This is a genomic window from Amycolatopsis taiwanensis DSM 45107, from assembly GCF_000519205.1.
GTDB lineage: Bacteria > Actinomycetota > Actinomycetes > Mycobacteriales > Pseudonocardiaceae > Amycolatopsis_E > Amycolatopsis_E taiwanensis.
This window is the reverse complement of record NZ_JAFB01000004.1, coordinates 53,455-76,193: the sequence shown is the minus strand read 5'-3', so window position 1 is coordinate 76,193 and position 22,739 is coordinate 53,455. Positions and strand designations below refer to the sequence as shown.

At 71.0% G+C, this 22,739-nt stretch carries 20 protein-coding genes; 15 read left to right on the top strand and 5 right to left on the bottom strand.

Going from position 1 to position 22,739, the window contains the following annotated elements; translation table 11 throughout:
* Positions 1-88: 88 nt before the first annotated feature.
* The 4 genes from glmM to A3CU_RS0102715 all read left to right on the top strand — a co-directional run bounded on the left by glmM (position 89) and on the right by A3CU_RS0102715 (position 5,208).
* Complete coding sequence (gene glmM / locus A3CU_RS0102730) at positions 89-1,423, top strand: phosphoglucosamine mutase (RefSeq protein ID WP_027940961.1); 1,335 nt, start codon at positions 89-91, stop codon at positions 1,421-1,423.
* A gap of 355 nt (positions 1,424-1,778) precedes the next feature.
* Entirely contained in the window at positions 1,779-2,084 is a 306-nt protein-coding gene (locus tag A3CU_RS43275) for a hypothetical protein (protein WP_052371409.1), read from the top strand.
* A gap of 1 nt (position 2,085) precedes the next feature.
* Positions 2,086-4,791 carry a hypothetical protein gene (locus A3CU_RS43270; RefSeq protein WP_043840563.1) on the top strand — a complete coding sequence of 902 codons (2,706 nt, stop codon included), beginning with the start codon at positions 2,086-2,088 and terminating at the stop codon, positions 4,789-4,791.
* Positions 4,792-4,809: 18 nt separating this feature from the next.
* Positions 4,810-5,208 carry a hypothetical protein gene (locus A3CU_RS0102715; protein WP_027940960.1) on the top strand — a complete coding sequence of 133 codons (399 nt, stop codon included), beginning with the start codon at positions 4,810-4,812 and terminating at the stop codon, positions 5,206-5,208.
* Positions 5,209-5,488: 280 nt separating this feature from the next.
* Here the strand turns inward: A3CU_RS0102715 and A3CU_RS0102710 are convergent, their stop codons facing one another.
* Positions 5,489-6,301 (bottom strand): dienelactone hydrolase family protein, encoded by an 813-nt coding sequence (locus tag A3CU_RS0102710; RefSeq protein ID WP_027940959.1) that lies wholly within the window; start codon positions 6,299-6,301, stop codon positions 5,489-5,491.
* Between the two features lie 75 nt (positions 6,302-6,376).
* Between A3CU_RS0102710 and glmS the strand changes: the two genes are divergently transcribed.
* Positions 6,377-8,239 (top strand): glutamine--fructose-6-phosphate transaminase (isomerizing), encoded by a 1,863-nt coding sequence (gene glmS / locus A3CU_RS0102705; protein ID WP_027940958.1) that lies wholly within the window; start codon positions 6,377-6,379, stop codon positions 8,237-8,239.
* 9 nt (positions 8,240-8,248) lie between these two features.
* Complete coding sequence (locus tag A3CU_RS0102700) at positions 8,249-9,694, top strand: NAD(P)H-hydrate dehydratase (RefSeq protein WP_027940957.1); 1,446 nt, start codon at positions 8,249-8,251, stop codon at positions 9,692-9,694.
* Positions 9,695-9,789: 95 nt separating this feature from the next.
* Here the strand turns inward: A3CU_RS0102700 and A3CU_RS55055 are convergent, their stop codons facing one another.
* Both A3CU_RS55055 and A3CU_RS0102690 read right to left on the bottom strand, forming a co-directional pair.
* A complete protein-coding gene (locus A3CU_RS55055; protein WP_281174079.1) occupies positions 9,790-10,041 on the bottom strand; it encodes a PIN domain-containing protein in 252 nt (83 codons plus the stop codon).
* Between the two features lie 191 nt (positions 10,042-10,232).
* Positions 10,233-10,463 carry a hypothetical protein gene (locus A3CU_RS0102690; RefSeq protein ID WP_027940956.1) on the bottom strand — a complete coding sequence of 77 codons (231 nt, stop codon included), beginning with the start codon at positions 10,461-10,463 and terminating at the stop codon, positions 10,233-10,235.
* Between the two features lie 232 nt (positions 10,464-10,695).
* Here A3CU_RS0102690 and A3CU_RS43260 point away from each other — a divergent pair, with 232 nt between their 5' ends.
* The 8 genes from A3CU_RS43260 to A3CU_RS0102650 all read left to right on the top strand — a co-directional run bounded on the left by A3CU_RS43260 (position 10,696) and on the right by A3CU_RS0102650 (position 19,121).
* A complete protein-coding gene (locus A3CU_RS43260) occupies positions 10,696-11,517 on the top strand; it encodes a DeoR/GlpR family DNA-binding transcription regulator (RefSeq protein WP_052371445.1) in 822 nt (273 codons plus the stop codon).
* Complete coding sequence (gene xylB / locus A3CU_RS43255) at positions 11,514-13,016, top strand: xylulokinase (protein WP_084143060.1); 1,503 nt, start codon at positions 11,514-11,516, stop codon at positions 13,014-13,016. The genes A3CU_RS43260 and xylB overlap by 4 nt, the downstream gene beginning before the upstream one ends.
* Positions 13,016-14,098 (top strand): ABC transporter ATP-binding protein, encoded by a 1,083-nt coding sequence (locus A3CU_RS0102675; RefSeq protein WP_027940955.1) that lies wholly within the window; start codon positions 13,016-13,018, stop codon positions 14,096-14,098. The genes xylB and A3CU_RS0102675 overlap by 1 nt, the downstream gene beginning before the upstream one ends.
* 85 nt (positions 14,099-14,183) lie before the next feature.
* Entirely contained in the window at positions 14,184-15,299 is a 1,116-nt protein-coding gene (gene alr / locus A3CU_RS0102670) for an alanine racemase (RefSeq protein ID WP_027940954.1), read from the top strand.
* A 26-nt stretch (positions 15,300-15,325) separates the two neighbouring features.
* Positions 15,326-16,429 (top strand): alpha/beta fold hydrolase, encoded by a 1,104-nt coding sequence (locus A3CU_RS0102665; RefSeq protein ID WP_043840562.1) that lies wholly within the window; start codon positions 15,326-15,328, stop codon positions 16,427-16,429.
* A gap of 36 nt (positions 16,430-16,465) precedes the next feature.
* Positions 16,466-16,951, top strand: a complete 486-nt coding sequence (gene tsaE, locus A3CU_RS0102660) for a tRNA (adenosine(37)-N6)-threonylcarbamoyltransferase complex ATPase subunit type 1 TsaE (RefSeq protein ID WP_425388217.1) — start codon at positions 16,466-16,468, stop codon at positions 16,949-16,951.
* Between the two features lie 234 nt (positions 16,952-17,185).
* Positions 17,186-18,109, top strand: coding sequence for a U32 family peptidase (locus A3CU_RS0102655; protein ID WP_027940951.1), 924 nt, complete (start codon positions 17,186-17,188; stop codon positions 18,107-18,109).
* A 13-nt stretch (positions 18,110-18,122) separates the two neighbouring features.
* A complete protein-coding gene (locus A3CU_RS0102650; protein WP_027940950.1) occupies positions 18,123-19,121 on the top strand; it encodes a zinc-dependent alcohol dehydrogenase in 999 nt (332 codons plus the stop codon).
* A 4-nt stretch (positions 19,122-19,125) separates the two neighbouring features.
* Here the strand turns inward: A3CU_RS0102650 and A3CU_RS0102645 are convergent, their stop codons facing one another.
* Both A3CU_RS0102645 and A3CU_RS0102640 read right to left on the bottom strand, forming a co-directional pair.
* Entirely contained in the window at positions 19,126-20,451 is a 1,326-nt protein-coding gene (locus tag A3CU_RS0102645; protein ID WP_027940949.1) for a carboxyl transferase domain-containing protein, read from the bottom strand.
* Positions 20,448-21,908 (bottom strand): acyl-CoA synthetase, encoded by a 1,461-nt coding sequence (locus tag A3CU_RS0102640; RefSeq protein ID WP_027940948.1) that lies wholly within the window; start codon positions 21,906-21,908, stop codon positions 20,448-20,450. Before A3CU_RS0102640 ends, A3CU_RS0102645 begins: the two co-directional genes overlap by 4 nt.
* A 134-nt stretch (positions 21,909-22,042) precedes the next feature.
* Here A3CU_RS0102640 and tsaB point away from each other — a divergent pair, with 134 nt between their 5' ends.
* The gene (tsaB, locus tag A3CU_RS0102635) at positions 22,043-22,696 is read left to right on the top strand and encodes a tRNA (adenosine(37)-N6)-threonylcarbamoyltransferase complex dimerization subunit type 1 TsaB (protein WP_027940947.1); all 654 of its coding nucleotides are present in this window, start codon (positions 22,043-22,045) and stop codon (positions 22,694-22,696) included.
* Positions 22,697-22,739: the final 43 nt, after the last annotated feature.

Below are 22,739 nucleotides of genomic sequence, written 5' to 3'. Positions count from 1 at the left end.
GGGCTTGGGGTGTGGGGGCGGAGCCCCCGCAGAACATAGGAGGCCGCTAGGTTGTCGGGGCTGCCAGAGGTTTCGAAGAGAGGATGAGATGGCGCGTCTGTTCGGCACCGACGGGGTTCGTGGCCTGGCCAACGGTGACCTGACCCCGGAACTCGCGCTGTCCGTCTCGGCCAGCGCCGCCCGCGTACTCTCCGCACATGGTCACTCGCCGCGGCCGGTGGCGGTGGTCGGGCGGGACCCGCGGGCCAGCGGCGAGATGCTCGAGGCGGCGGTCGTGGCCGGGTTGACCTCGGCCGGTGCCGACGTGCTGCGGGTCGGTGTGCAGCCCACGCCCGCGGTCGCGTTCCTGGTCGCAGAGCTGTCCGCCGACCTCGGCGTGATGATCTCCGCCTCGCACAATCCCATGCCCGACAACGGCATCAAGCTGTTCGCCGCTGGTGGGCAGAAGCTCGCCGACGGTATCGAGGACGAGATCGAGAGTGCGCTGTCCGCCGAGCCAGCCCGCCCGACCGGCGCCGGCATCGGCCGGGTTTCGGAGGTCGGGGACGCGCTGGACCGCTACTCCCAGCACCTGCTGGCGGCCACCCCTCACCCACTCACCGGCCTGCGGGTCGTTGTCGACTGCGCGAACGGGGCGGCGTCCGTCGTCGCCCCGGAGGTGTACCGGAAGGCGGGCGCCGACGTCGTCGCGATCCACGCCGAGCCCGACGGGATCAACATCAACGACGGCTGTGGCTCGACGCACCTCGGTCAGTTGCAGAGCGCGGTGGTCGAGCACGGAGCGGACCTCGGGATCGCGCACGACGGCGATGCCGACCGCTGCCTGGCGGTGGACGGTTCCGGGGAGATCGTCGACGGCGACCAGATCATGGCGGTTCTCGCGCTGGCGATGGCCGAGTCCGGTGAGCTGACGCACGGCACGCTGGTGGCCACCGTGATGAGCAACCTGGGCCTGCACCTGGCGATGCGCGAGCACGGCGTGAAGCTGCGCACGACCGCGGTCGGTGACCGGTATGTGCTGGAGGAACTGCGGTCGGGCGGGTACGCGCTGGGCGGGGAACAGTCCGGGCACGTCGTGTTCCCGGCCCTGGCCACCACCGGCGACGGCCTGCTCACCGCGTTGCGGCTGATGAGCCGGGTGGCGCAGTCGGGCAAGTCGCTGGCCGAGTTGGCGGCGGTGATGCGCCGGTTGCCGCAGGTGCTGGTCAACGTGCGGGTCGCCGACAAGGCGGCGGTCGCCAAGTCCCCGGCGGTTCGCGACGCGGTGGAGGCGGTGGAGGCGGAGCTGGGCGGACAGGGCCGGGTGCTGCTCCGGCCGTCCGGAACCGAGCAACTGGTGCGGGTGATGGTCGAGGCGCCGGCGCACGACATCGCCCAGGCCGCGGCCGACAAACTGGCCGCGGTGGTCGCCGCCGTCTCCTAAGCTGGTCCGGTGGTCGAGCAACGGCGCCGGACAGCGTGATGGGGTTCGGTCCGGACGAGGCCGAGGAGCCGGAACCGGTGGGCACGGTCGGCAACGAGGGCGAGCTAGGGCGCTGGTTCCCCGCCGCGGCCGCCGTTCCCGGTATGACGAGGAATTCGAGGACGAGGACTTCTCCCACAAAGACCGGCTGACTAGAGAGCGGTTCGAAGCGGCTTGTGTGGCGGCGCGGGTCGTGCTACCGGCAGTCGCCTGAATCTGCTGCGCACTGGCTTTCCGGTTCGGTAGATTCGGGGAACGTGTCGGTCGTACCGCTACGTCGAAGGTGCACCGACGCCGAGACGAGCAGGGGGAGCACGTGGCATCGAACGGTTATCAGGCCGACACCGGGCGGCTGACCGCGGGCGCCAACTCCTACACCCAGGAGGGCAGCGCGCTGAGCCAGGCGGCGGGGAAGCTGACCCCGACTGTTGGCGCCAGTGGGGTTGGCAAGGGATTCTCCGACGTAGCCGGCAAATACGCCGACGCGTTCGGGAAGTTCAAGGACGGCCTGGCCCGTTACGGGACCTTGGTGACCCAGTTCGGCGGCTCGCTGAACGCGGCGGCCGGCCGGTATTCCTCGGCCGAGGAGAGCCAGCGGCGGTCGATCCCGGGGCAGGAGTGACATGTCGGACTTCGCGGATGTGCTCTACGACAACTCCTTCCAGATGTCGGTGGCGAAGCCCGCCTTCGACAAGACGTTCAAGCCCGAGGACGTGCAGCAGATGCGCGCGCTGCTCGACGACCCGAACGTGTCGAACGAGAACAAGCAGAACATGCTGTACGCGCTGTCCGACATGAAGGCGCTGTCGGACGGCGAGGTGTTCAAGTACGCCAAGCAGATCGGCGTGGAGGGTCCGGATGCGCTGGATATCGCCAAGGGCGGCCGGGATCCCATGCGGAACCTGGTCAACGCGAAGGCATCCTTGGCGGCGGGCAGCGAACAACAGCGCCAGGGGCAGGCCAAGGACCAGATCGACGCCGGCCAGAAGCGGCTCGACGAGGGCAATTTCAGCAACTCCGACGAGATCATCGATCAGGCTGACGCCGGGTTGAAGATCTTCGACGAGTTCTATCCGCGTTATACCAAGGCGGGCGGGCAGCCGACGCAGGGCATGAGCGCGGACGTGGGGGGTACCGGGCTTGACCCGAACAGTCTGCGCGCCGCGACCGCCGAGCTCCGTGGCATCAACTTCGCCGCCTTCTCCGCCGACGCCGACGCGCTGACCCAGGCCGGAAAGGCCGTCAGCGACTCGTCCGGGCAACTGGGCCAGGCGTGGAACAACAACATGACGGAGTGGAAGGGCTCGGGCGCGACCGCCGCCAATCAGTTCAAGTCCAAGTTGGACTCCTGCGCGCAGGTGTTCACGCAGGCGCTGAACTCCGCCCCCGGCACGATCACCCAGGGTATCGACACGATCAAGAAGCAGCTCGTCGACTTCGCGGAGAACTGCCTCAAGCAGTGGGGCGACGGCAAGATGGCGCAGCTGACACCGCAGGATGTCGACAACCTGCTGCAGAGCAAACAACAGCTGCCCGGCATCATCTCCGACCTGCAGCAGAAGATCCAGGAACTGAACAACCGCAGCACCCTGGACAAGATCGTGGGCGGGGTGATCGGTTTCTTCGTGGGGGGTCCGATCGGGGCGATCGCCGGAGTCGTCGGGGTCAGCTTCGCCGACAAGATCACCGAGGACAACATCGGTGAGGAGACCCAGAAATACCAGCAGGCGCTGACCGACACGGAGACGAAGCTCCAGCAGTTCGTTTCCGAGTATTCGACCAGGGCCAGTTCGGTGCAGGAACAGGTGGCCAACACCAAACAGGGTGTCCAGCAGTCCTATGACGCGCTGTTGCAGGGGCTCGGGAAGGGGCTCGAACAGGATCCGTTCGCCAAGGTCGGCGATCCGAACCAGCAGGGCGGCGGCGACTCCGGTGGCGGTGGCGGTAAGACCGGCGGCGGTGGCGGGACCGGTGGCGGCGGATCCGGCGGTGGCGGCACTGGCGGCGGCGGTGGTGGCATGCCCCCGTCGACAACGCCATCGACACAGCCCGGCCAGGCCGAGCCCAGCGACCCGGCAGCGGTGGCCGACGCGGCGAAGAAGGAGGTCGCCGAGGGCATCAACCCGATCACCGGCAAGCCGCTTGAGGTCGACCCGTCGACCGGCGAGCCGTATCCGATCGATCCCAAGACCGGTGAAGCGATCAAGGACGCCGGCGAAACCCTGACCGTCCAGCACGGCGACAACAAGATCGAAATGTCTGAGCCGGGCAAGGACGGCAAGATGGACATCAAGATCGACGATGGGCACGGCGGTGCCAAGGATTTCAAGCTGGACTGGGGCGACGGCACGAGCAGCCCGAACCCCGCCGACACCGCTCAGCAGGCGGGCGATGCCGCCCAGCAGACCGGCGGTCCTGCTCATCAGACCGCCGATCCAGCTCAGCAGGCCGGCGAGAAAACCTACACACCCGGTCCCGACGGGAAGATCCACATTGAGGACGGCAACTTGAAGATCACCGCCGAGCGGCCACAGGGCGCGGACGGTCCGACTGTGGTCACGGTCGACGACGGCACCGGCAAACCGACGACGTACACCCTCGGCGAGAGCGGCGTGCAGGCGGCGGACACCGGGACCCCGGCGCACGCGGCTGGCGCCGCGACACCGGCGCAGCCGGTGGAGGCCGGTGCCGCGCAGGCCGCGAGCACGCCGGGGGCCCAGCAGAGCAGTGGATTCGCCGCGCCGGGTGGCATCGACGTCGAGCACACCGCAGAGCCGGCAGGCGCCGGTTCCGGCACCGCCCAGCAGAGCAGCGGGTTCGCCGCACCGGGCGGGCTCGACATCGAGCACACCGCCGAGCCGGCCGCTGCCGGTCCGGACACCGGCCAGCAGACCACCCCCGCCTCCGCCTCGGGTGGGCTGTTCGGCGACAGCGGCTCCGGCGGCGGCAGCCTGTTCGGCGACTCCGGAACCGGTGCCGGCGCGGTCAGCGGCACGCTCGTGGGCGACGCGGGGTCGCTCCAGCCAGGCGCACACACCGGTGTCGACCCGCAACCCGCCGCGATAGGAGCCGCACCGCCCGCCGCGGTTGGAGCGGCGCCGCCCGCCGCCCACGACCCGGCGGGCCAGCAGGCCGCCCTCGGTGCGAGCGGGTTCGGCGGTTCGGGCGGCATGGGCATGATGGGCGGCATGATGGGGGGCATGGGCGCGGCGGGAGGCGGCGGCGAGGACACCGAACGCAGTTCGAGGGCTTACCGTGTGGACGGCGGCATCTTCAACACCAGCGGCGCCGGCGGCCGGATCAGCGGCTCGCTGGACGACGACCGTTAGCGGGAGGGGTGGGGCGAGATGACCGGCGTTGACCCGGCGATCGAGAACCGGTTCGCGGAGATCCTGGCGAAAACCCGGGCGAACGCGGCCGTCATCACCGACCGCGTCGAAGCCACGAAACGCGAGATCGCCGAACAGTCGCAGCGGATGCGCGAGCAGAACGAGCAGATGTGCAAGGAGCTCGACGAGCGCAGCCAGGCCAGGGCCGCGGCCAAGGAAGACCCGGCGGCGAAGAACCAATGGCTGCGGCGGAGCCCGGGACAGGACTCGACGTTCCACTTCGGCGACGTCGAAGAGCAACCCCAGGAAAAGCCCGAGCCGACCGGCCGCGTGCCATCCCCGCCGCCGAGGCGGCGCGCTCGGCGCGCCGAGGAGTTCGAGGACGAGGATTTCACCCACAAAAACTGGCTGGACTAGCTTTGACACGCAGTGGCCGGCTTGCTTGGCGGTGCGGATAGCGGAACCTGAGGCGGCTGTGTTGTCTGGGGGCTTGCCCCCAGACCCCGTCTGGGGGCAAGCCCCCAGACCCCCTTGGTTCCGGGATCGCCTCCTCATGAATGTCCGATTCACCACGCCGGCGCTGTCCTCGCGAGAAGGCCGCTGAGAATTCGGCTGCAGAGTGCAAGCTGACGGCCTACCGCAAGCGGCTCCGCCGCTTTGAAGTACGACCTAGCTGTGCTTGGTGGGGGCGGCCGGGTCAGGCGGCTTCGAGGGTGGGGTCGAATTCGATGGCGGCGTGTTTGATGCCGGTGTCCAGCAGCGGCCGGTATTTGTCGACGTCCGTCAGGTGGGTGAGGAAGAACGCGGTGAACAGGCCGCGCACCAGGCGCTGGGTGCCGAAATGTGGCTTGCCGTGCAGGATCCGCTGGCTCCAGTGGCTGCCTTCGGTGATGGCCAGGTGCGACGACTTGTCCAGGGTCCGCAGCTGAACCGGTCCGCCCCAGGACTTCGCGATCGCCTCGGCGTTGCCCGCGGCGGGCGCGACGAGGTCGCCTTGCGCGGCCAGGTGCAGGCCCGGGACGGTGACCTTGCGGGCGGCCTCGGTGGCGGTCGGGATGGTTTGCGCGGCGGCGAACGTGGCGACCGCCTGGACCGGCGGGTGCCCGCTCGCGGCAGCCAGTACGGCGGCGCCGCCGCCGGTGGAGTGCCCGGCCAGGCCGAGCCGGCGCGGGTCGACGCTGATCGCGCCGGGGCCGAGCCGGACCCTGGTCACCAGGTCCAGGGTGGTGGACAGGTCGGCGGCGAAGATCCGGTGCGAGGGCAGCGGGCCGCGCTGCGTCGCGGGCGCCGCGGCGACGATGCCCCAACTGGCCAGGTGGCGCAGCAGGCCGTGGTAGCGCCCGGGCGGCTGGAGCCAGCCGTGGCCGAACGCGATGGCCGGCCGGTTCAGGCCCTTGGCCGGGGTGAACACGACACCCGGGAGCCCGGCCAGCGCGAGGTTGCCGCGCAGCACGGTGTACGGGCCGGGGTGGGTCAGCTCTTCGAGCAGCGCCTTGGGCTTGCTGGCCATGTGAGCAACATTAATTCCAGCGCGGGTGGTGGTGGGAGACGGGTGGCCGGTTGTCGCCTGGTTAGGGTGGGCCGCGTGTGCGGAATCGTGGGATATGTCGGACATCGCCAGGCTCTCGACGTCGTGCTGGGCGGGCTCCGGCGAATGGAATACCGCGGGTACGACTCGGCGGGCGTCGCCGTGCTGGACGGCCGGGGCGAGCTGACGGTCGAGCGCAAGGCGGGGCGGCTGGCGAACCTGGAGGCCGAGCTCGAGCTGGCCGGACCCGGCCGGTTCACCGGCACCGCGGGCATGGGCCACACCCGCTGGGCGACCCACGGTGCCCCGGTGGACCGCAACTCGCACCCGCACTCCGATGCGAAGGGGCGGGTCGCCGTGGTGCACAACGGCATCATCGAGAACTTCGCGGGGTTGCGGGCGGAACTGGAAGCGGCCGGGGTCGAGCTGACCAGCGACACCGACACCGAGACGACCGCGCACCTCATCGCCCGGGCCTACGACGCCGGCCCGACCGCGGGCGACCTGCCCGCCAGCGTGCGCGCGGTGTGCCGCCGCCTCGAAGGCGCGTTCACCCTGGTCGTGACGCACGCCGACCAGCCAGGCCTGATCGTCGCGGCGCGCCGGTCCTCACCGCTGGTGGTCGGCGTCGGGCAGGGCGAGACGTTCGTCGCCTCCGACGTCGCGGCCTTCATCGAGCACACCCGGGACGCGGTGGAACTGGGCCAGGACCAGGTCGTGGTGATCACGCGCGACGGGTACACGGTGACGGATTTCGCGGGCGAGCCCGCGCAGGCCAAGCCGTTCCGGGTGAACTGGGACCTCTCGGCCGCGGAGAAGGGCGGTCACGAGTACTTCATGCTCAAGGAGATCGAGGAGCAGCCCGAGGCGCTGGCGAACACGCTGCGCGGCCATTTCACCGATGGCCGGGTGATCCTCGACGAGCAGCGCCTGAGCGACCAGGACCTGCGGGACGTGGACAAGGTGTTCGTGGTCGCCTGCGGGTCCGCCTACCACTCCGGCCTGGTCGCGAAGTACGCGATCGAGCACTGGACGCGGCTGCCGGTGGAGGTCGAGCTGGCCAGCGAGTTCCGGTACCGGGACCCGGTGCTCGACCGGGACACGCTGGTGGTGGCCGTGTCGCAGTCCGGCGAGACCGCGGACACCCTGGAAGCGGTCCGGCACGCCCGCGAGCAGAAGGCGCGGGTGCTGGCGGTGTGCAATACCAACGGCGCGCAGATTCCGCGTGAGTCGGACGCGGTGCTCTACACACACGCGGGACCGGAGATCGGCGTCGCGTCCACAAAGGCGTTCCTGGCCCAGATCGCGGCGAACTACCTGGTCGGCCTGGCGGTGGCGCAGGCAAGGGGCACGAAGTACTCCGACGAGGTGGCGCGCGAGTTCGCCGAGCTGGAGGCCATGCCCGCGGCCGTCCACAGAGTACTGTCCACTGTGGAACAGGTGCGGGCGCTCGGCCGGGACATGGCGTCATCCAAGGCGGTGCTGTTCCTGGGCCGGCACGTGGGTTTCCCGGTCGCCCTGGAAGGTGCGCTCAAGCTCAAGGAGCTCGCCTACATGCACGCGGAGGGTTTCGCGGCGGGTGAGCTCAAGCACGGGCCGATCGCGCTGATCGAAAGCGGACTGCCGGTGGTCGTGGTGATGCCTTCGCCGAAGGGCCGGGCGGTGCTGCACGCCAAACTGGTGTCCAACATCAGCGAGATTCAGGCGCGGGGCGCCCGCACCATCGTGATCGCGGAGGAAGGTGACGAGACGGTGCGCCCGTTCGCCGACGAACTGGTCGAGGTGCCCGCGGTGCCGACCCTGTTGCAGCCGCTGGTGTCCACGGTGCCGCTACAGGTGCTGGCCGCCGAGATCGCCCGTACGCGGGGTTACGACGTCGACAAACCGCGCAATCTGGCGAAGTCAGTGACCGTGGAGTAGACAGGGCCTGTGCTGGGAATCTGGACCACGCAACGGATCCGTGCCGCTGAGGAACGGTTGCTCGCGGTCACACCGGAGGGTGCGCTGATGCACCGGGCGGCCTTCGGGGTCGCGGTGCAGGCCGCCGGAATGCTGGGCGACCGGGTCTCGGGCCGGCGGGTCACGTTGCTGGTGGGCGGTGGCAACAACGGCGGCGACGCGTTGTGGGCGGGCGCCTTCCTGCGCCGCCGTGGCGTGGCCGTGACGGCCGTGCTGCTCAACCCTGATCGCGCGCATCCGGCCGGTCTCGCGGCGCTGCGGAAGGCCGGAGGCCGGGTCGTCGGCGTCTCGGCTGGGCCGCGGTGGATCGCCGCGGCCGACCTGGTGATCGACGGGATCGTGGGGCTGGCCGCGAAGGGGCCGCTGCGCGGTGAGGCCGCCAAGCTGGCCGAGCTGATCACCGCGCCGGTGCTGGCGGTCGATCTGCCCAGCGGGGTGGATCCGGACGACGGCAGCGTTTCCGGGCCGGCGATCACCGCGCGCCGCACGGTCACCTTCGGCGCGCGCAAGCCCGTGCACGTGCTGAACCCGCAGCGCTGCGGCGAGGTCGTCCTAGTCGACATCGGGCTGTCGCTGACCGACCCGGATCTGAGAGAGCTGGAGGTCGCCGATGTCGCGGCCGCCTGGCCGTTGCCCGGGCCGGAAGACAACAAGTACAGCCAGGGCGTCACCGGGATCGCCGCGGGTTCGGCGGCCTACCCGGGTGCCGCGGTGCTCGCCGCAGGCGCGGCGGTGCGCGCGACGTCGGGCATGGTCCGGTACGCGGGGCAGGCGGCGGACGTGGTGCGGTCGCACTGGCCGGAGGTCGTCGCGACCGGTTCGGTGACCGACGCGGCCCGCGTGCAGTCCTGGGTGGTCGGGCCGGGGAGCGGCACCGGGTCCGAGGGACGGGAGGTTCTGGAGCACGTGCTCGCCGCGGGTGTGCCGGTCTGCGCCGACGCCGACGCGACCACGCTGCTGGCCCACCAGCCGGAGATCCTGGACGCACGGGACCCCGGTACGCCGCTGGTGCTCACCCCGCACAGCGGCGAGTTCGCGCGGCTGACCGGCGCCGAGCCCGGTACCGACCGGGTCGCCGCGGTCCGCGCGGCGGCCCGGAAGTTCGACGCCGTCGTGCTGCTGAAGGGGCACTCGACGCTGATCGCCGCCCCGGACGGCCGGGTTGGAGTCAATGTCGCCCGGGGTTCGTGGCTGGCCACCGCCGGTTCCGGCGATGTCCTGTCGGGCATGATCGGTGCCCTGCTCGCGGCCGGCCTGGACCCCTGGTTCGCCGCCGGCGCGGCGGCACACGTGCACTCGCTCGCCGCCGATCTCTCCGCTCGGGGAGCGCCCACCTCGGCGTCGGGCGTGCTCGCGGCCATTCCCGTGGCCCTGCGCCGCGTGTTCGCCCTTCGCCTTGCCGTAACGCCTGCTTGAGAGAGCGGGCCTGGACGTCTGGCGGCATACCCATCGACAACTGTTCTATATCGGCCCCGGCAGCTGGTGGGCGCTCAGCTGTCCGTGGATGACGATTACTCCCGCACGGCTCCCCGGCGGCGCCTGACTCGCTGGGCTTGCGCGGGAATCGTCGGAAGCAGGTCGGCGATGTCGGTGTGCAGTGTTGCGAGGCCCTGGTCGAAGGTCGCGAGACGGCCGCCGTGGGCGCGGGTGAGCTGGGCGAGGTAGGCATCGGTGACCTGCCTGTGCCCCAGGACTCCGTTCAGCGACACGTCGGTGAAGGCGACGGAGTCCGGCCAGAATTCGCAGCGCTCACTGACTTTCACCGCCTCGAGGACGGCCTGGGCGTCGTCCGCGGCATGGCCTGCCCGGATCAGCAGGCGAACCGGACTTCCCTCCGTGATCGGGCAAGTGGCGAAGCTGCCGTCGGAGTCCTCGAGCTATTCCTCGGCCGTGTGGTGAGGTACGTGGTCCGCGACCACGAGCGCGATCAGCACATTCGAGTCGAGCAAGGTGGTCACTGGTCGTCCTCCAGTGAACGGACGTCGTCCGTCGTGATCGTCTTGCCGAGTGTCACGACCGGCAGCCCGGTTTTCGGGCTCCGTGAGATCGGAAGTGGTTGGCCTCCCTGGCCCAGCCCACGGCGCATGAGTTCGGCAACGACTTCACTGAGTGTGCGCGAGGTGTCGCGTGCGATCGACAGCGCCTGCCGGTACAGGTCGGGCGGAAGGTCGATGGTCGTTCGCATCCATACATCATGTCGTCTTTGCATCAGGATGCAGTAGCCCTCCGGGTACATGCCGACCAGTCGACGGTGATCGCGCGTCAAAATCTCAGACTTAGCAAGTTATGTGTTAACAGCGGGCCGGTTTTCTGGTAGGAAATAGCTCGGAGAACCCGACGACGATCCCGGAGGCCATGACCGTGTCCGTGCTGCGCGGCATCGAAGACGGGTGGCCGACTGCCGGGGTCGGGCGCTGATGGCCAGGCCGTCCGACGCCGAGGTCGAGCAGCGCCGGCAGGAGATCCTGCGGTTCGTCATCGAGCGCGACGAAGTACGCATCGACGAGTTGACCGAGCGGTTCGGCGTAAGCCTGATGACCATGCACCGCGACCTCGACGAACTCGCCGAACGGCGCCTGGTGCGCAAGCTGCGAGGCCGGGTGAAGGCGTATCCGGCGCTGACCACCCAGACCGCGAAGCGCTTTCGGGAAACCCTGAACGTGGAGTGGAAAGAGGCGCTGGCCGAGCTCGCCGTCAAGGAGGTCCAGCCCGGCCAAACGGTGTTCCTCGACGACTCCACGACGCTGTTTCCGTTGGCGCACAAGCTGACCGGACCGCTGGTGGTGATCACGAACTCCCTGCAGGCCGCGCGGATTCTCGCCGGTACCCGCGGCATCGAGGTCTTCCTGCTCGGCGGCCGGTACACGGAGTTCGACTCGTGCATCGGCCCGGACACGATCGCCGCGCTGGGCCGGATGCGCGCCGATGTCGCCTTCGCGTCGGCGACCGCGGTGGCCTGCGGGCGGCTGTACCACCCGGACCGCGAGTACGCCGAACTGAAGACCACCGCGCTGCAGGTGGCCGACAGCAACGTTCTCCTGGTGGACCACTCCAAGTTCGGCAAGACCGCCACGCACGCCTACGGCGACGTGAGCGACTACGACCTGGTGATCACCGACGACGAGACACCGGCCGACGAGCTCGCGGCCATGGACACCAAGGTCAGGCTCGCCAAGCCCCGGGTTTCCGAGGCACCGGAGGGACGTGGCCGCGACGAGGACGGAGGGTTTCCGGAATGACCGGACAGCGGTTGGTGGCCGGCGTCGACTCCTCGACCCAGTCCACCAAGGTCGTGGTGTGCGACGCGGAAACCGGCGAGGTGCAGCGCAGCGGCCGGGCGGCGCACCCGGACGCCACCGAGGTCGACCCGAACCTCTGGTGGGCGGCGTTCACCGAGGCCACGAGCGGCATCCTCGATGGTGTCGAGGCGATCGGCGTCGGCGGCCAGCAGCACGGCATGGTAACGCTCGACGAGGCGGGCGAGGTGGTACGACCCGCCCTGCTGTGGAACGACACCCGCTCGGCCGGGGCCGCCGAAGAACTGGTGGGCGAGCTCGGCGGGCCCGAAGCGTGGGCGAAGGCGGTCGGCTCGGTGCCGGTGGCCAGCTTCACCGTCACCAAGCTGCGCTGGCTGGCCGAGCACGAGCCGGAGAACGCCGACCGGGTCACCCGGGTGGTCCTGCCGCACGACTGGCTCACCTGGCGCCTGACCGGCGAACTGGTGACCGACCGCGGCGATGCCTCCGGCACCGGCTATTTCTCGCCGGCGGAAAGCGTTTACCGCACCGACATTCTCGAGCGGGCGTTCGGCGGGCGCAGCCCCGAGCTTCCCCGGGTGCTGGGGCCGGCGGACGTGGCCGGGCAGACCCGTGACGGGCTGCTGGTCTCGGCGGGCACCGGGGACAACATGGCGGCGGCGCTGGCGCTGGGCCTCGGCGACGGCGATGTGGTGCTGTCGCTGGGCACCAGCGGCACGGTGTTCGGGGTCTGCCCGACCCCGGCCGCGGACGCGAGCGGCGAGGTGGCCGGGTTCGCCGACGCGACCGGCCGGTTCCTGCCGCTGGCCTGCACCCTCAATGCGGCCCGGGTGCTGACCGCGACCGCTGCGATGCTCGACGTCGACCTCGCGGGGCTCGACCGCCTCGCGCTGGCCGCGGAGCCGGGTGCCGGCGGCCTCACGCTCCTGCCGTATCTGGACGGCGAGCGCACCCCGAACCTGCCCGACGCCGCCGGTTCGCTGCACGGCATGCGGCGGTCCAACATGACGCCGGAAAACCTGGCCAGAGCGGCGATCGAGGGCATGCTGTGCGGCCTGGCCGCGGGCCTGGACGCCGTGCTGGCGCAGGGAATCACGCCGCGACGCGTGCTGCTGATCGGCGGCGCCGCACAGTCGGCGGCCGTCCGTGCGGTGGCGCCCGACGTGTTCGGCGTTCCGGTGGTCGTGCCGGAGCCCGCCGAGCACGTCGCGCTGGGCGCCGCCCGGCAGGCCGCCTGGGCGCTGACTCCGACCGGCCAACCCCCGGCCTGGCCGGAAAAGACGAGCGTCGTGCTGGAGGGAAGCGCTCCCGGCCAGGGAGCGGAGATCCGGCAACGGCACCTCGACCTGCGTGCGCTGGTGCACCACGTTCCAGCCCGTGTTTTTCAGGACGCGCGATCGACGAACGCAGCGTCTTCCACTCACCAAAGCACGAACACGGACTTTCAATCTCCTTCACCGAATTCACGAGAGGACACCTGATGGCCACGATCACCTATGACAAGGCCTCCCGCCGCTACTCCGGCTCCGATCGGCCCGCCGTGGACGCGCTCGACCTGAAGATCGAAGACGGCGAGTTCCTGGTCCTGGTCGGGCCGTCGGGCTGCGGCAAGTCGACCAGCCTGCGCATGCTGGCCGGGCTGGAGGACGTCGACGAGGGCTCGGTGTGGATCGGTGACCGGGACGTCACCCAGCTGCCGCCGCGCTCCCGGGACATCGCGATGGTGTTCCAGAACTACGCGCTCTACCCGCACATGACCGTGGCCCAGAACATGGGCTTCGCCTTGAAGATCGCCGGAAAGCCCAAGCACGAGATCAAGCAGCGCGTGGCCGAGGCGGCCAAGCTGCTGGACCTCGAGGAGTACCTGGACCGCAAGCCGAAAGCCCTTTCCGGTGGCCAGCGGCAGCGCGTGGCGATGGGCCGGGCGATCGTGCGGGAGCCGCAGGTGTTCCTGATGGACGAGCCGCTGTCCAACCTGGACGCCAAGCTGCGGGTGTCCACCCGCACCCAGATCGCCGCGCTGCAGCGCCGTCTCGGGGTCACCACCGTCTACGTGACGCACGACCAGATCGAGGCGATGACGATGGGCGACCGGGTCGCCGTGCTCAAGGACGGCGTGCTCCAGCAGTGCGACACGCCCCGCGCGCTCTACGACAAGCCGGAGAACGTGTTCGTGGCCGGCTTCATCGGCTCGCCCGCGATGAACCTCGCGCCCGCCCGGCTCACCGACGGCGGTGCGACCCTCGGCGGTGTCACCGTCCCGCTGCCCCGCGAGATCCTGGCCGCCGCCGACGGTGGCGAGGTCACGCTGGGGATCCGGCCCGAATCCCTCGAACCCTCCGGCGACGGCGGCATCTCGGTCAAGGTCGACCTGGTCGAGGAGGTCGGCTCGGACTCCTACGTGTACGGAAAGATCGCCGCGGAAGGCACGGCGGCGGGCAACGCCATCGTGGCCAGGATGGACCCGCGCAACACGCCCGGCATGGGTGACACGCTCCGGCTCCGGATCCGCCCCGAGGAGTTGCACGTCTTCTCCGGCAGCACCGGTCTCCGCCTCGGCTGACCACCGCGCCGTCCTCCGGGCACACCCGTCGCCCGGAGGGTGGGCTTCGGCGCCCGCACGGGCGGCGGATGGGAGAATCGGCACAATGAGCCCTGGTCTGCCTCGTGCCGAGGTCGTCATCGACCTCGATGCCATCCGGCACAACGTCGCCCTGCTCGCCCGCAGGGCCGCTGGCGCCGCCGTCATGACCGTGGTGAAGGCCGACGCCTACGGGCACGGCGTCGTCCCGGTGGCGCGGGCCGCGCTCGAAGCGGGCGCGACCTGGCTGGGTGCCTGCTCGCTGGCCGAGGCCCTCGCGCTGCGCGCCGCCGGGATCACCGCGCCGGTGTTCAGCTGGCTGGACACGCCCGGCGTCGACTTCGCGCCGGGCGTCGAGCAGGGCGTGGACCTCTCGGTCAGCTCGACCAGTGAGCTGGCGCGGGTCGCGGAAGCGGCGCAGCGGGCCGGGACCAGGGCGCGGGTCCATCTCAAGATCGACACCGGCCTGTCCCGCGGCGGTTGTCCCGCCTCCGCCTGGCCGGACCTGGTGAAGGCCGCCTCGGTCGAACGCGACATCGAGGTGGTCGCCGTCTGGTCGCACTTGGCCTGCGCGGACGAGCCGGGACATCCTTCGATCGATGCCCAGGCGCGGCGTTTGGACACCGCGTACGAGATCGCCCGGGACGCGGGGCTGAACCCGTTGCGTCACATGGCGAACTCCGCGGCCACGCTCACCCGGCCCGACCTGCACTTCGACCTCGTACGCCCCGGCATCGCGACCTACGGGCTCAACCCGGTGGCGCAGTCGGAGGACCTGCGTCCCGCGATGACGTTCTCTTCCACCGTCGTTCTGACGAAACGCATCGAGGCGGGGGAGTCCGTCTCTTATGGACATACCTGGACCGCAAGCCGCGACACCACGCTCGCCCTCGTTCCGGTCGGTTACGCCGATGGCGTGCCCCGCACGCTGTCCGGCCGGATGAGCGTGTGGCTGGACGGCCGGCGCCGCCCGGTGGCCGGCCGGGTGTGCATGGACCAGCTCGTCGTCGACTGCGGAGACGACGAACCGGCGGTGGGGTCCGAGGTGATCCTGTTCGGCCCCGGCGGCCAGGGCGAGCCGACCGCCCGCGAATGGGCCGACACGCTGGGCACCATCGACTACGAGATCGTCACCGGCATGTACCGGCCGCGGATCGAACGAAGGTATCTGGGGGACCGCTGAAGTCTTTTGCGAACACGGGCTTCTGAATGACCCTCGTGCGTTCCCGTGGGTTCCTCACCGTGCTCGGTGGGGCCGCCGCGCTGGCCACCGGAACCGCCGCGGCGGCCATCGCGGTCGCCGCGCAGCAACGGCGGGCCGCCGAGAACCTGGTGGACGAGCGGCTCGGCGAGCTGGACCCCGACCGGACGTCGACGGTCGCGGCGGACGACGGCACCCCGCTGGCCGTGTCGGAGATCGAATCGGTGCACGGGGAACGGGACCTGACGCTGGTCGGCGTGCACGGGTTCGCGCTGTCCCAGCGAAGCTGGCATTTCCAGCGCCGTGATCTGGCCGCGTTGTCGCTGCCCCGCGTCCGGCAGGTCTACTACGACCATCGCGGTCACGGGCAGTCCGGCCCGGCGAGCTCGGAGACCAGCACCATCGAGCAGCTGGCGCGTGATCTCGACGCGGTGCTGCGTGCGGTCGCGCCCGACGACGCGATCGTCCTGATGGGGCACTCCATGGGCGGCATGGTGATCATGGAGCTGGCCCAGCAGAACCCGGACCTGTTCGCCGAACGGGTGTGCGGCGTCGCGCTGATCGCGACGGCCGCGGGAGAAGTGGGGCGCCGGGGCCTGCCGCGCGGGTTGCTGTCCAAGTACAACCCGTTGACCAGAGGTGTCGGCGAGCTGGCCGGATGGCAGCCGGGCCTGGTGGAGTTCGCGCGCGCGGCCGGCGGGCAGCTGACCCGGCAGGCGGTGCGGTGGCTGGCGTTCGGGCCGCGACCGGTGCCCTCGCCGGTGGTGGACTTCATGCTGGAGATGCTCGCGGTGACCCCGGTGCGCGGGCTGGTCAACTTCGTCGACACGCTCGGCAGCCACAACCGGTATGCCGCCCTGGCCGGGTTGAAACAGGCACACGTGCTGGTCGTCGGCGGGGACGCGGACCGGTTCACGCCGTTCTCGCACGCCGAGCGCATCGCGGCCGAGTTGCCTGACGCCGAGCTCGCCCGGATCCGTGGGGCCGGGCACATGGTGCACCTGGAGCAGCCCGAGCTGGTGAACAGCCACCTGATCGACCTGATCCAGCGCTGTGCCGGGGTCGGTACGGTCGGTTCTTCGCGTCGGCTGCGGCGATGGCTGAGCCGTTAAAGTGAGGAGAGAGTCTGTATTCGAGGGTGAGGCGTTGTGACGCGATCGCGTGAGCTGGCAGAGCTGCGCAGGGTTGAGGTCCTGCCGAACGAAGCGGACACCGTGCGCTTCGGCGAGTCGCTCGGCCGCCTGCTCGAAGCCGGTGACCTGGTGCTGCTCGCCGGGCCGCTCGGCGCCGGCAAGACCGTGCTGGCCAGGGGAATCGCCGCCGGGCTCGGCGTGTCGGGCCGGGTCAGTTCGCCGACCTTCGTGCTCGCGCGGGTGCATCCCGCCGGGGCGAGCGGCGTGGGCATGGTGCATGTGGACGCCTATCGGCTCGGTGGTGACCTGGCTCAGCTCGACGACCTCGACCTGGACACCGATCTGGAGTCCTCGGCCGTGGTGGTGGAGTGGGGTGAGGGCTCGGCCGAGCGGCTCTCCGCGGACCATCTCGTCGTCCGCCTCGAGCGCCGGCCCGACGACGTGCGGCTCGCCACCCTGGAGCCGCACGGCGCCTGGCACGGCCGGCTTCAGCTGTCCTGATAACGCCGGGCCAGCCGTGTCCCCGATTCAGGCGGCCGAGTTCTCGGTTGGGGACGCCGATTTCCCGATTCAGGCGAGCGAGTTCTCGGTTGAGGCGAGCGAATTCCCGGTTCGACCGGTCCGAGCCGCGGCGTCGTTGCTGCCGTCGACCTAGCTGAGTTTCTCGCTATCTCGCAGAGCGGGGGGCCAATTCAGCCGCTTCTGGGCTAAGGTCTCGACCAGCGAGGTGGTGGCGTGACCAAGTTCACGGACTTCCTGCGAGCCGAGGGTTTCGCGGGCACGGACAACGAGTGGCCGGACAGCGTCAAGCGCTTTCCCGATGGCGCGCAGTGCCGGGTGGAGATCCCGAGCGTCGAAGGGCCGGCGGTGCTTGACGCGGTGCTCGCCGAGGCCGACGCGCGCGGAGTGCCGGTGCACCGGGTTTCCCAGGGCAGCGGCGGCATGCTGCTGACTTCCGACGAGTTGCGCCGGATGGCCGGCATCGGGCAGCAGCGCGGCATCGAGGTGAGCCTGTTCGCGCGGCCGTTGACCGGCTGGGGTTCCTCGGCCGCGGCGCAGGCTTCCGGCGCCGGTGCGCTCGCCGCGCAGGCGCGCGGCATCGAGCAGGTGGTGCACAACCTCGAAGACATCGAGCGCAGTGTCGAGGCCGGGATCCGCAGCGTGCTCATCACCGATCTAGGCGTGCTGGACATCGCCGCGCGGCTGCGGGCCGCCGGCGAGTTTCCGGCCGGGCTGCGTTTCAAGATCAGTGTCCAAATGGGACTTTCGAACCCGCCGGCCGTGCGGCTGGCCGAGAAGCTCGGCGCGGACACCTACAACGTGCCCACCGATCTCACGCTCGGTCAGCTGGCCGCGATCCGTGCGGCGGTCGACCTGCCGCTGGACGTCTACATCGAGTCGCCCGACGACCAGGGCGGGCTGGTCCGGCATCTCGAGATCGCGGAGATCGTGCGGGTCGCGGCGCCGGTGTACCTCAAGTTCGGGCTGCGCAACGCGCCGAACATCTACCCGAGCGGCACGCATCTCGAGCCGTTGGCGATCTCCCTGGGCCGCGAACGGGTCCGGCGCGCGCAGATCGGCCTGGAGTTCCTGGACCGCCGGCTGCCCGAGGCGGTCATGTCCAAGCTCCCGGCGGATGATCTCGCGGTGCCGGCATGACGGACGTGGGCTCATGAGCCGCTCGGTGCTGATCGAACGTCCCGGCTCGCTGCGGTTGGTGCCGGCCGAACCCGTCCGGCCCGGGCCGGGCGAGGTCGTGGTGCGCGTGGCCTGGTCGGGCATCTGCGGCTCGGACCGGGAGGTCTTTGCGGGCACCCGCGCCGAGGAGTTCGTGCGGTATCCGGTGGTGCCGGGGCACGAATGGTCCGGCACGGTGGTCGAGCTGGGGCCGGGCACCGACCCGGCGTTGCTCGGAAAACCCGTGGTGGGCGAGGGCTTCCGCAACTGCGGCCGCTGCGTGGCCTGCCGCTGGGGTGAGGAGAACCTGTGCGAGGCCGACTACGACGAGACGGGGTTCACGCGGCCCGGAGCGTGGTCGGACGAACTGCGGCTGCCGGCGCGGCTGCTGCACGAGCTGCCGGAGGGCGCGGATCTGCGGGCCGCCGCACTGCTGGAGCCGGCGGCGTGCATGGCGGCCGCCTGCCTGAAGGCCGGGACCATGCCGGGGGAGCGGGTGGCGGTGGTCGGCGGCGGCACGCTCGGGATGCTCGCCACGCAGTTGCTGGCCGCGGGCGGACCGGGGTCGCTCGTGGTGGTCGATCCGCGCGCGGACCGGGCCGAGCTCGCGGCGCGGTTCGGCGCGACCTGGTGCCGGCCGGAGGATGCCCGGGGCGGGTTCGACGTGGTCGTCGAGGCGGCCGGTGCGCCCGGGTCGGGCCGGCTGGCGGTGTCGTTGACCCGGCGTGGCGGGCGGACGGTCCTCGCCGGGCTCGCCGGGGCGGAGACCGAGCCGCTGGTGCCCGCGGAGCTGGTCGGTGCCGCCGTCACGGTGCACACCGTGTTCGGCGCCCCTTCCCGGGCATGGTCACATGCCGTCCGCGCGTTCGCCGCCGGGCTGCTGGACCCGGTGCCGCTGGTGACTCATGAGTTCCCGCTGGAAGAGGCCGACCGCGCGCTCGCACTGCTGGCCGACCCGGCGAGTACGTGCGGCAAGATCCTGCTGCATCCCTGACGGTTCACCCGGGATCCGCGAGTTGCACCTTGGCCAGGCCGAGTTCCGCGACGTCCTGGGGCCGGAGGCGGAGCCGGTCGGCGACCGCGGGCACCTCGTCCGGCGGCAGCTTGAGGATGGCCGTGGCCGCTTCCGGTGAGGTGACCGAGAAGTACGCGTCGGGCGTGATCCAGGTGCGGCCCGGCGCCGCGAAGGCAAGCGCACCACCGGACCCACCTTCCCCGATGACCAGCGTTGTCACGGGCACAGTGGCCTCCGCGACCGCGGTGAAGACCTCCGCGATCGCCGGGCCGGCCCCGGCTCGTTCGGCTGCGGCGTCGTTGGCGGCGCCGGGCGTGTCCACCAGGGTCAGCACCGGAATCCCCAGCCGGTCCGCGAGCCGGATCAAGCGTGCCGCGGTGCGGAAGCCCGCGGGCTGGGTTGGTGTGCCGCACTGCGCGGCGTAGGCGATGGTCGTCCCTTGACGATGCCCGAAACCGCAGCGGACACCCGGGTCGACGCCTCCGCGGCGATCGCCGCTGATGTCCTCACACCAGTCGAAGTAGGCGTCCAGGTAGGCGTCCGCGCGTGGCCGTCCCGGCGCCCGGGCGGCGAGCACCGACGCCCACCCGGTCGCGGGTGGCTTCCGGGCGCCGAGCGCGGTCGGCGGCTCGGCGGCGACCCCGTCGGCACCGGTGAGCAGGGCCAGCCACCGCGCGAGTCGTTCGGGCAACTCGTCCGGTGCGACGATCTGGTCCACCTGCCCGGTGGCCAGGTGTGACTCCGCGGTGTAGGCGTCGGCGTCTCCCGGCGGGCGCACCCGGGAGCCCGCGAAGCCGGCCTGCGCGCCGGGCAGCGCGAGGATGACGTCCGCCGCGGCGCCGAGCGTGGCCCACCCGCCGCCGGTGGTCGGGTCGCGCAGCACCGCCAGCTGCGGGATCGCCGCGGCCCTGGTCAACGCGATCTGGTGGGCGATGCGCTGGAGTTGGGACAGCGCCGCCATGCCTTCGTACATGCGGCTGCCCCCGGTGGCGATCAGCGTGACCATCGGCGTGCCGAGTTCGCGTGCATGGACGAAGGCCGCTTCGATCCGGTCGCCGGTCGCCCGGCCAAGGGACCCGCCCATGAAGCCGAACTCGAACGCGATCAGGGTCGCCTCGACGTCGCCGACCTTGCCCGCGCCGCAGACGACCGACTCGCGCTCACCGGTTCGTTCGATCGCCCGCCGGCGGGCCTCGCGGTATCCCGGCCAGCCGATCGGTCCGTCCGATGTGGACTCCGGGGTGGGCACGGGGAACTCGGTGAAGCCCGTCGCGACGGACTCGACGAGTTGCCGCGCGTTAACGGTCATGAGGTCTCTCGGGGTTGCGGCAGGGAACGCTTGAGCACCTTGCCCATCTCGTTGCGGGGCAAGGCATCCAGGAAGCGCACGACGCGCGGACGCTTGTGCGGTGTGAGCAGCCGCGCCACGTGGTCGATCAGCTCCTGCTCGTCCGGCGCGGCCTCCACCGGCACGATCCAGGCGACGATTCGCTCGCCGAGGTCGGGGTCTTCTTCGGCGGTGACCGCGACTTCGGCCACCCCCGGATGTTCCAGCAACGCGTTTTCGATCTCCCCGGCGCCGATCTTGTACCCGCCGCTCTTGATCAGATCGGTCGCCTTGCGGCCGACGATCCGCAGGTAGCCGTCGGTGTCTCGCACGGCCATGTCGCCGGTGCGAAACCAGCCGCCGGTGAACACCTCGGCGGTGGCGTCGGGGCGGTTGAGGTACTCGGTGAACAGGTTCGGGCCGCGGACCTGGATCTCGCCCACAGTCTCGGCCGCCTCGACCACGTCGCCCGCCTCGTCGACCAGCCTCAGCTCCACGCCGCGCAACGGCACGCCGACGGTGCCCGGCTTGCGCTCCCCGTCGGCACGGACGCTGGTGTTCATCAGGGTCTCGGTCATGCCGTAGCGCTCCACGACCTGCTGCCCGGTGGCGGCGGTGATCCGCTGGTGGTCGTGCACGGGCAGTGCCGCCGACCCCGACACGAGCAGCCGTGCGCGGCCGAAGGCCTTGGCCAGTTCGGGATCTTCGCCGACCTCGCCGGCGATGCGGTGGTACATGGTCGGCACGCCGAACATCATCGTGGCGTCCGAGGCCAACTCCTTCGCGGCGGCCTCGGTGGAGAAGCGGCCCAGGTGGCGCACGCTGCCACCCCGGCGCAGCGGGCCGAGGATGCCCAGGATCAGGCCGTGGACGTGGAACAGCGGCAGCGCGTGCACCAGCACGTCGTCGGCGGTCCACTGCCACGCGTCCTCCAGCGCGTCGAGCGTGCTGGCGATGGCGCGGCGGGGTACCACCACGCCCTTGGGGGGCCCGGTCGTGCCGGAGGTATAGACGATCAACGCGGGTGTTTCGGGGCCGGGTTCCGGGGGCAGCTCGCCCGGCGTGCCGGTGAGTTCGATGTCCTTGCGCGGCAGGGCCGCCAGCGCCGAGGGCAGCACCGCTCCGGGTTCGGCGAGCACGAGCGACGGCGTGCTGTCGGACACGATGTGTGCGAGCTCCCGCTCGCCGATCTTCGGGTTCACCGGCACCGCCGGTACCCCGGCGAGTAGCGCGCTGACGACCGCAACGCTGGTGTGCAGGGTCGGCGTCGCCCACACCGCCACCCGTGGCGGGGCGCTCGCGCGAAGCTCGCGGGCCAGCGTGCCGGCCACCGTGGACAGTTCCGTGTAGTCGAGGGCCAGCTCGCCGAATCGCAGGGCGGTCTTGGCTGTGTTCAGGGGCTGGCGTGAGATCAGCGCCGGGAACAAGGGTTCTGCCATTACCTCACGATAGAGGCCGCAGGCCCGTTCAAAAGCCCGTGTTTTTGTTCGGCGAGCGGAAGAGCGCTGCCGAAGGGCTCGCTCGCCAGGGATGTCCATCCCGTCCCGGCCGGGCGCCGGTACCCTGGTAAACCGTGCTGGTCCTTGCCATCGATACCGCCACGCCCGCCGTGACCGCTGGGGTTGCGACGCTGGCGGGCGACGACGTCACCGTGCTCGCAGAACGCGTCACGCTGGACGCGCGCGCCCACGGCGAGTTGATCATGCCGCATGCCCGGGATGCGCTCCAGGAGGCCGGGGTCGCCCTTGGCGAGCTGGACGCAATCGTTTGCGGAGTTGGCCCCGGCCCGTTCACCGGCCTGCGTGCGGGCATCGCGACGGCCGCGGCTCTCGGCCACGCGCTCGGGCTCAACGCCTATCCGGTGTGCAGCCTGGACGCGATCGCGGCGGGCGTGGACACGGGCGAGCCCTTCCTCGTCGTGACCGACGCGCGTCGCCGCGAGGTCTACTGGGCCGCTTACGACGCGTCGGGAAAGCGTGTCGACGGCCCGTGTGTGCAGACTCCGGCGGACCTCGGCCACACAGTGGCCGCGGGCGACGGTGGCCGGCTGTATGCCGACCGGCTCGGTGTCCGCATGATCGAGCCGTACTACCCGGCCACTTCCGGCCTGGTCGCCGCGGCCTCGGCGGCCCTGCTCGCCAAGGCGGCGCCGGGCCCGCTGACCCCGCTGTACCTGCGCCGCCCCGACGCCGTCGAACCCGGGGCGCGGAAGCGGGTGACCGCATGACACCGCTCATGGCGACTCGCGGCAACGCGCGCGAACTCGCGGA

What these genes read in the sequence shown, in the direction of transcription:
- glmM (WP_027940961.1), top strand. Translation starts at nt 89, where the DNA reads ATGGCGCGTCTGTTCGGCACCGACGGGGTTCGTGGCCTGGCCAACGGT.
- A3CU_RS43270 (WP_043840563.1), top strand. Translation starts at nt 2,086, where the DNA reads ATGTCGGACTTCGCGGATGTGCTCTACGACAACTCCTTCCAGATGTCG.
- A3CU_RS0102715 (WP_027940960.1), top strand. Translation starts at nt 4,810, where the DNA reads ATGACCGGCGTTGACCCGGCGATCGAGAACCGGTTCGCGGAGATCCTG.
- A3CU_RS0102710 (WP_027940959.1), bottom strand. Translation starts at nt 6,301, where the DNA reads ATGGCCAGCAAGCCCAAGGCGCTGCTCGAAGAGCTGACCCACCCCGGC.
- A3CU_RS0102690 (WP_027940956.1), bottom strand. Translation starts at nt 10,463, where the DNA reads ATGCGAACGACCATCGACCTTCCGCCCGACCTGTACCGGCAGGCGCTG.
- A3CU_RS43260 (WP_052371445.1), top strand. Translation starts at nt 10,696, where the DNA reads ATGGCCAGGCCGTCCGACGCCGAGGTCGAGCAGCGCCGGCAGGAGATC.
- xylB (WP_084143060.1), top strand. Translation starts at nt 11,514, where the DNA reads ATGACCGGACAGCGGTTGGTGGCCGGCGTCGACTCCTCGACCCAGTCC.
- A3CU_RS0102675 (WP_027940955.1), top strand. Translation starts at nt 13,016, where the DNA reads ATGGCCACGATCACCTATGACAAGGCCTCCCGCCGCTACTCCGGCTCC.
- alr (WP_027940954.1), top strand. Translation starts at nt 14,184, where the DNA reads ATGAGCCCTGGTCTGCCTCGTGCCGAGGTCGTCATCGACCTCGATGCC.
- A3CU_RS0102665 (WP_043840562.1), top strand. Translation starts at nt 15,326, where the DNA reads ATGACCCTCGTGCGTTCCCGTGGGTTCCTCACCGTGCTCGGTGGGGCC.
- A3CU_RS0102650 (WP_027940950.1), top strand. Translation starts at nt 18,123, where the DNA reads ATGAGCCGCTCGGTGCTGATCGAACGTCCCGGCTCGCTGCGGTTGGTG.
- A3CU_RS0102645 (WP_027940949.1), bottom strand. Translation starts at nt 20,451, where the DNA reads ATGACCGTTAACGCGCGGCAACTCGTCGAGTCCGTCGCGACGGGCTTC.
- A3CU_RS0102640 (WP_027940948.1), bottom strand. Translation starts at nt 21,908, where the DNA reads ATGGCAGAACCCTTGTTCCCGGCGCTGATCTCACGCCAGCCCCTGAAC.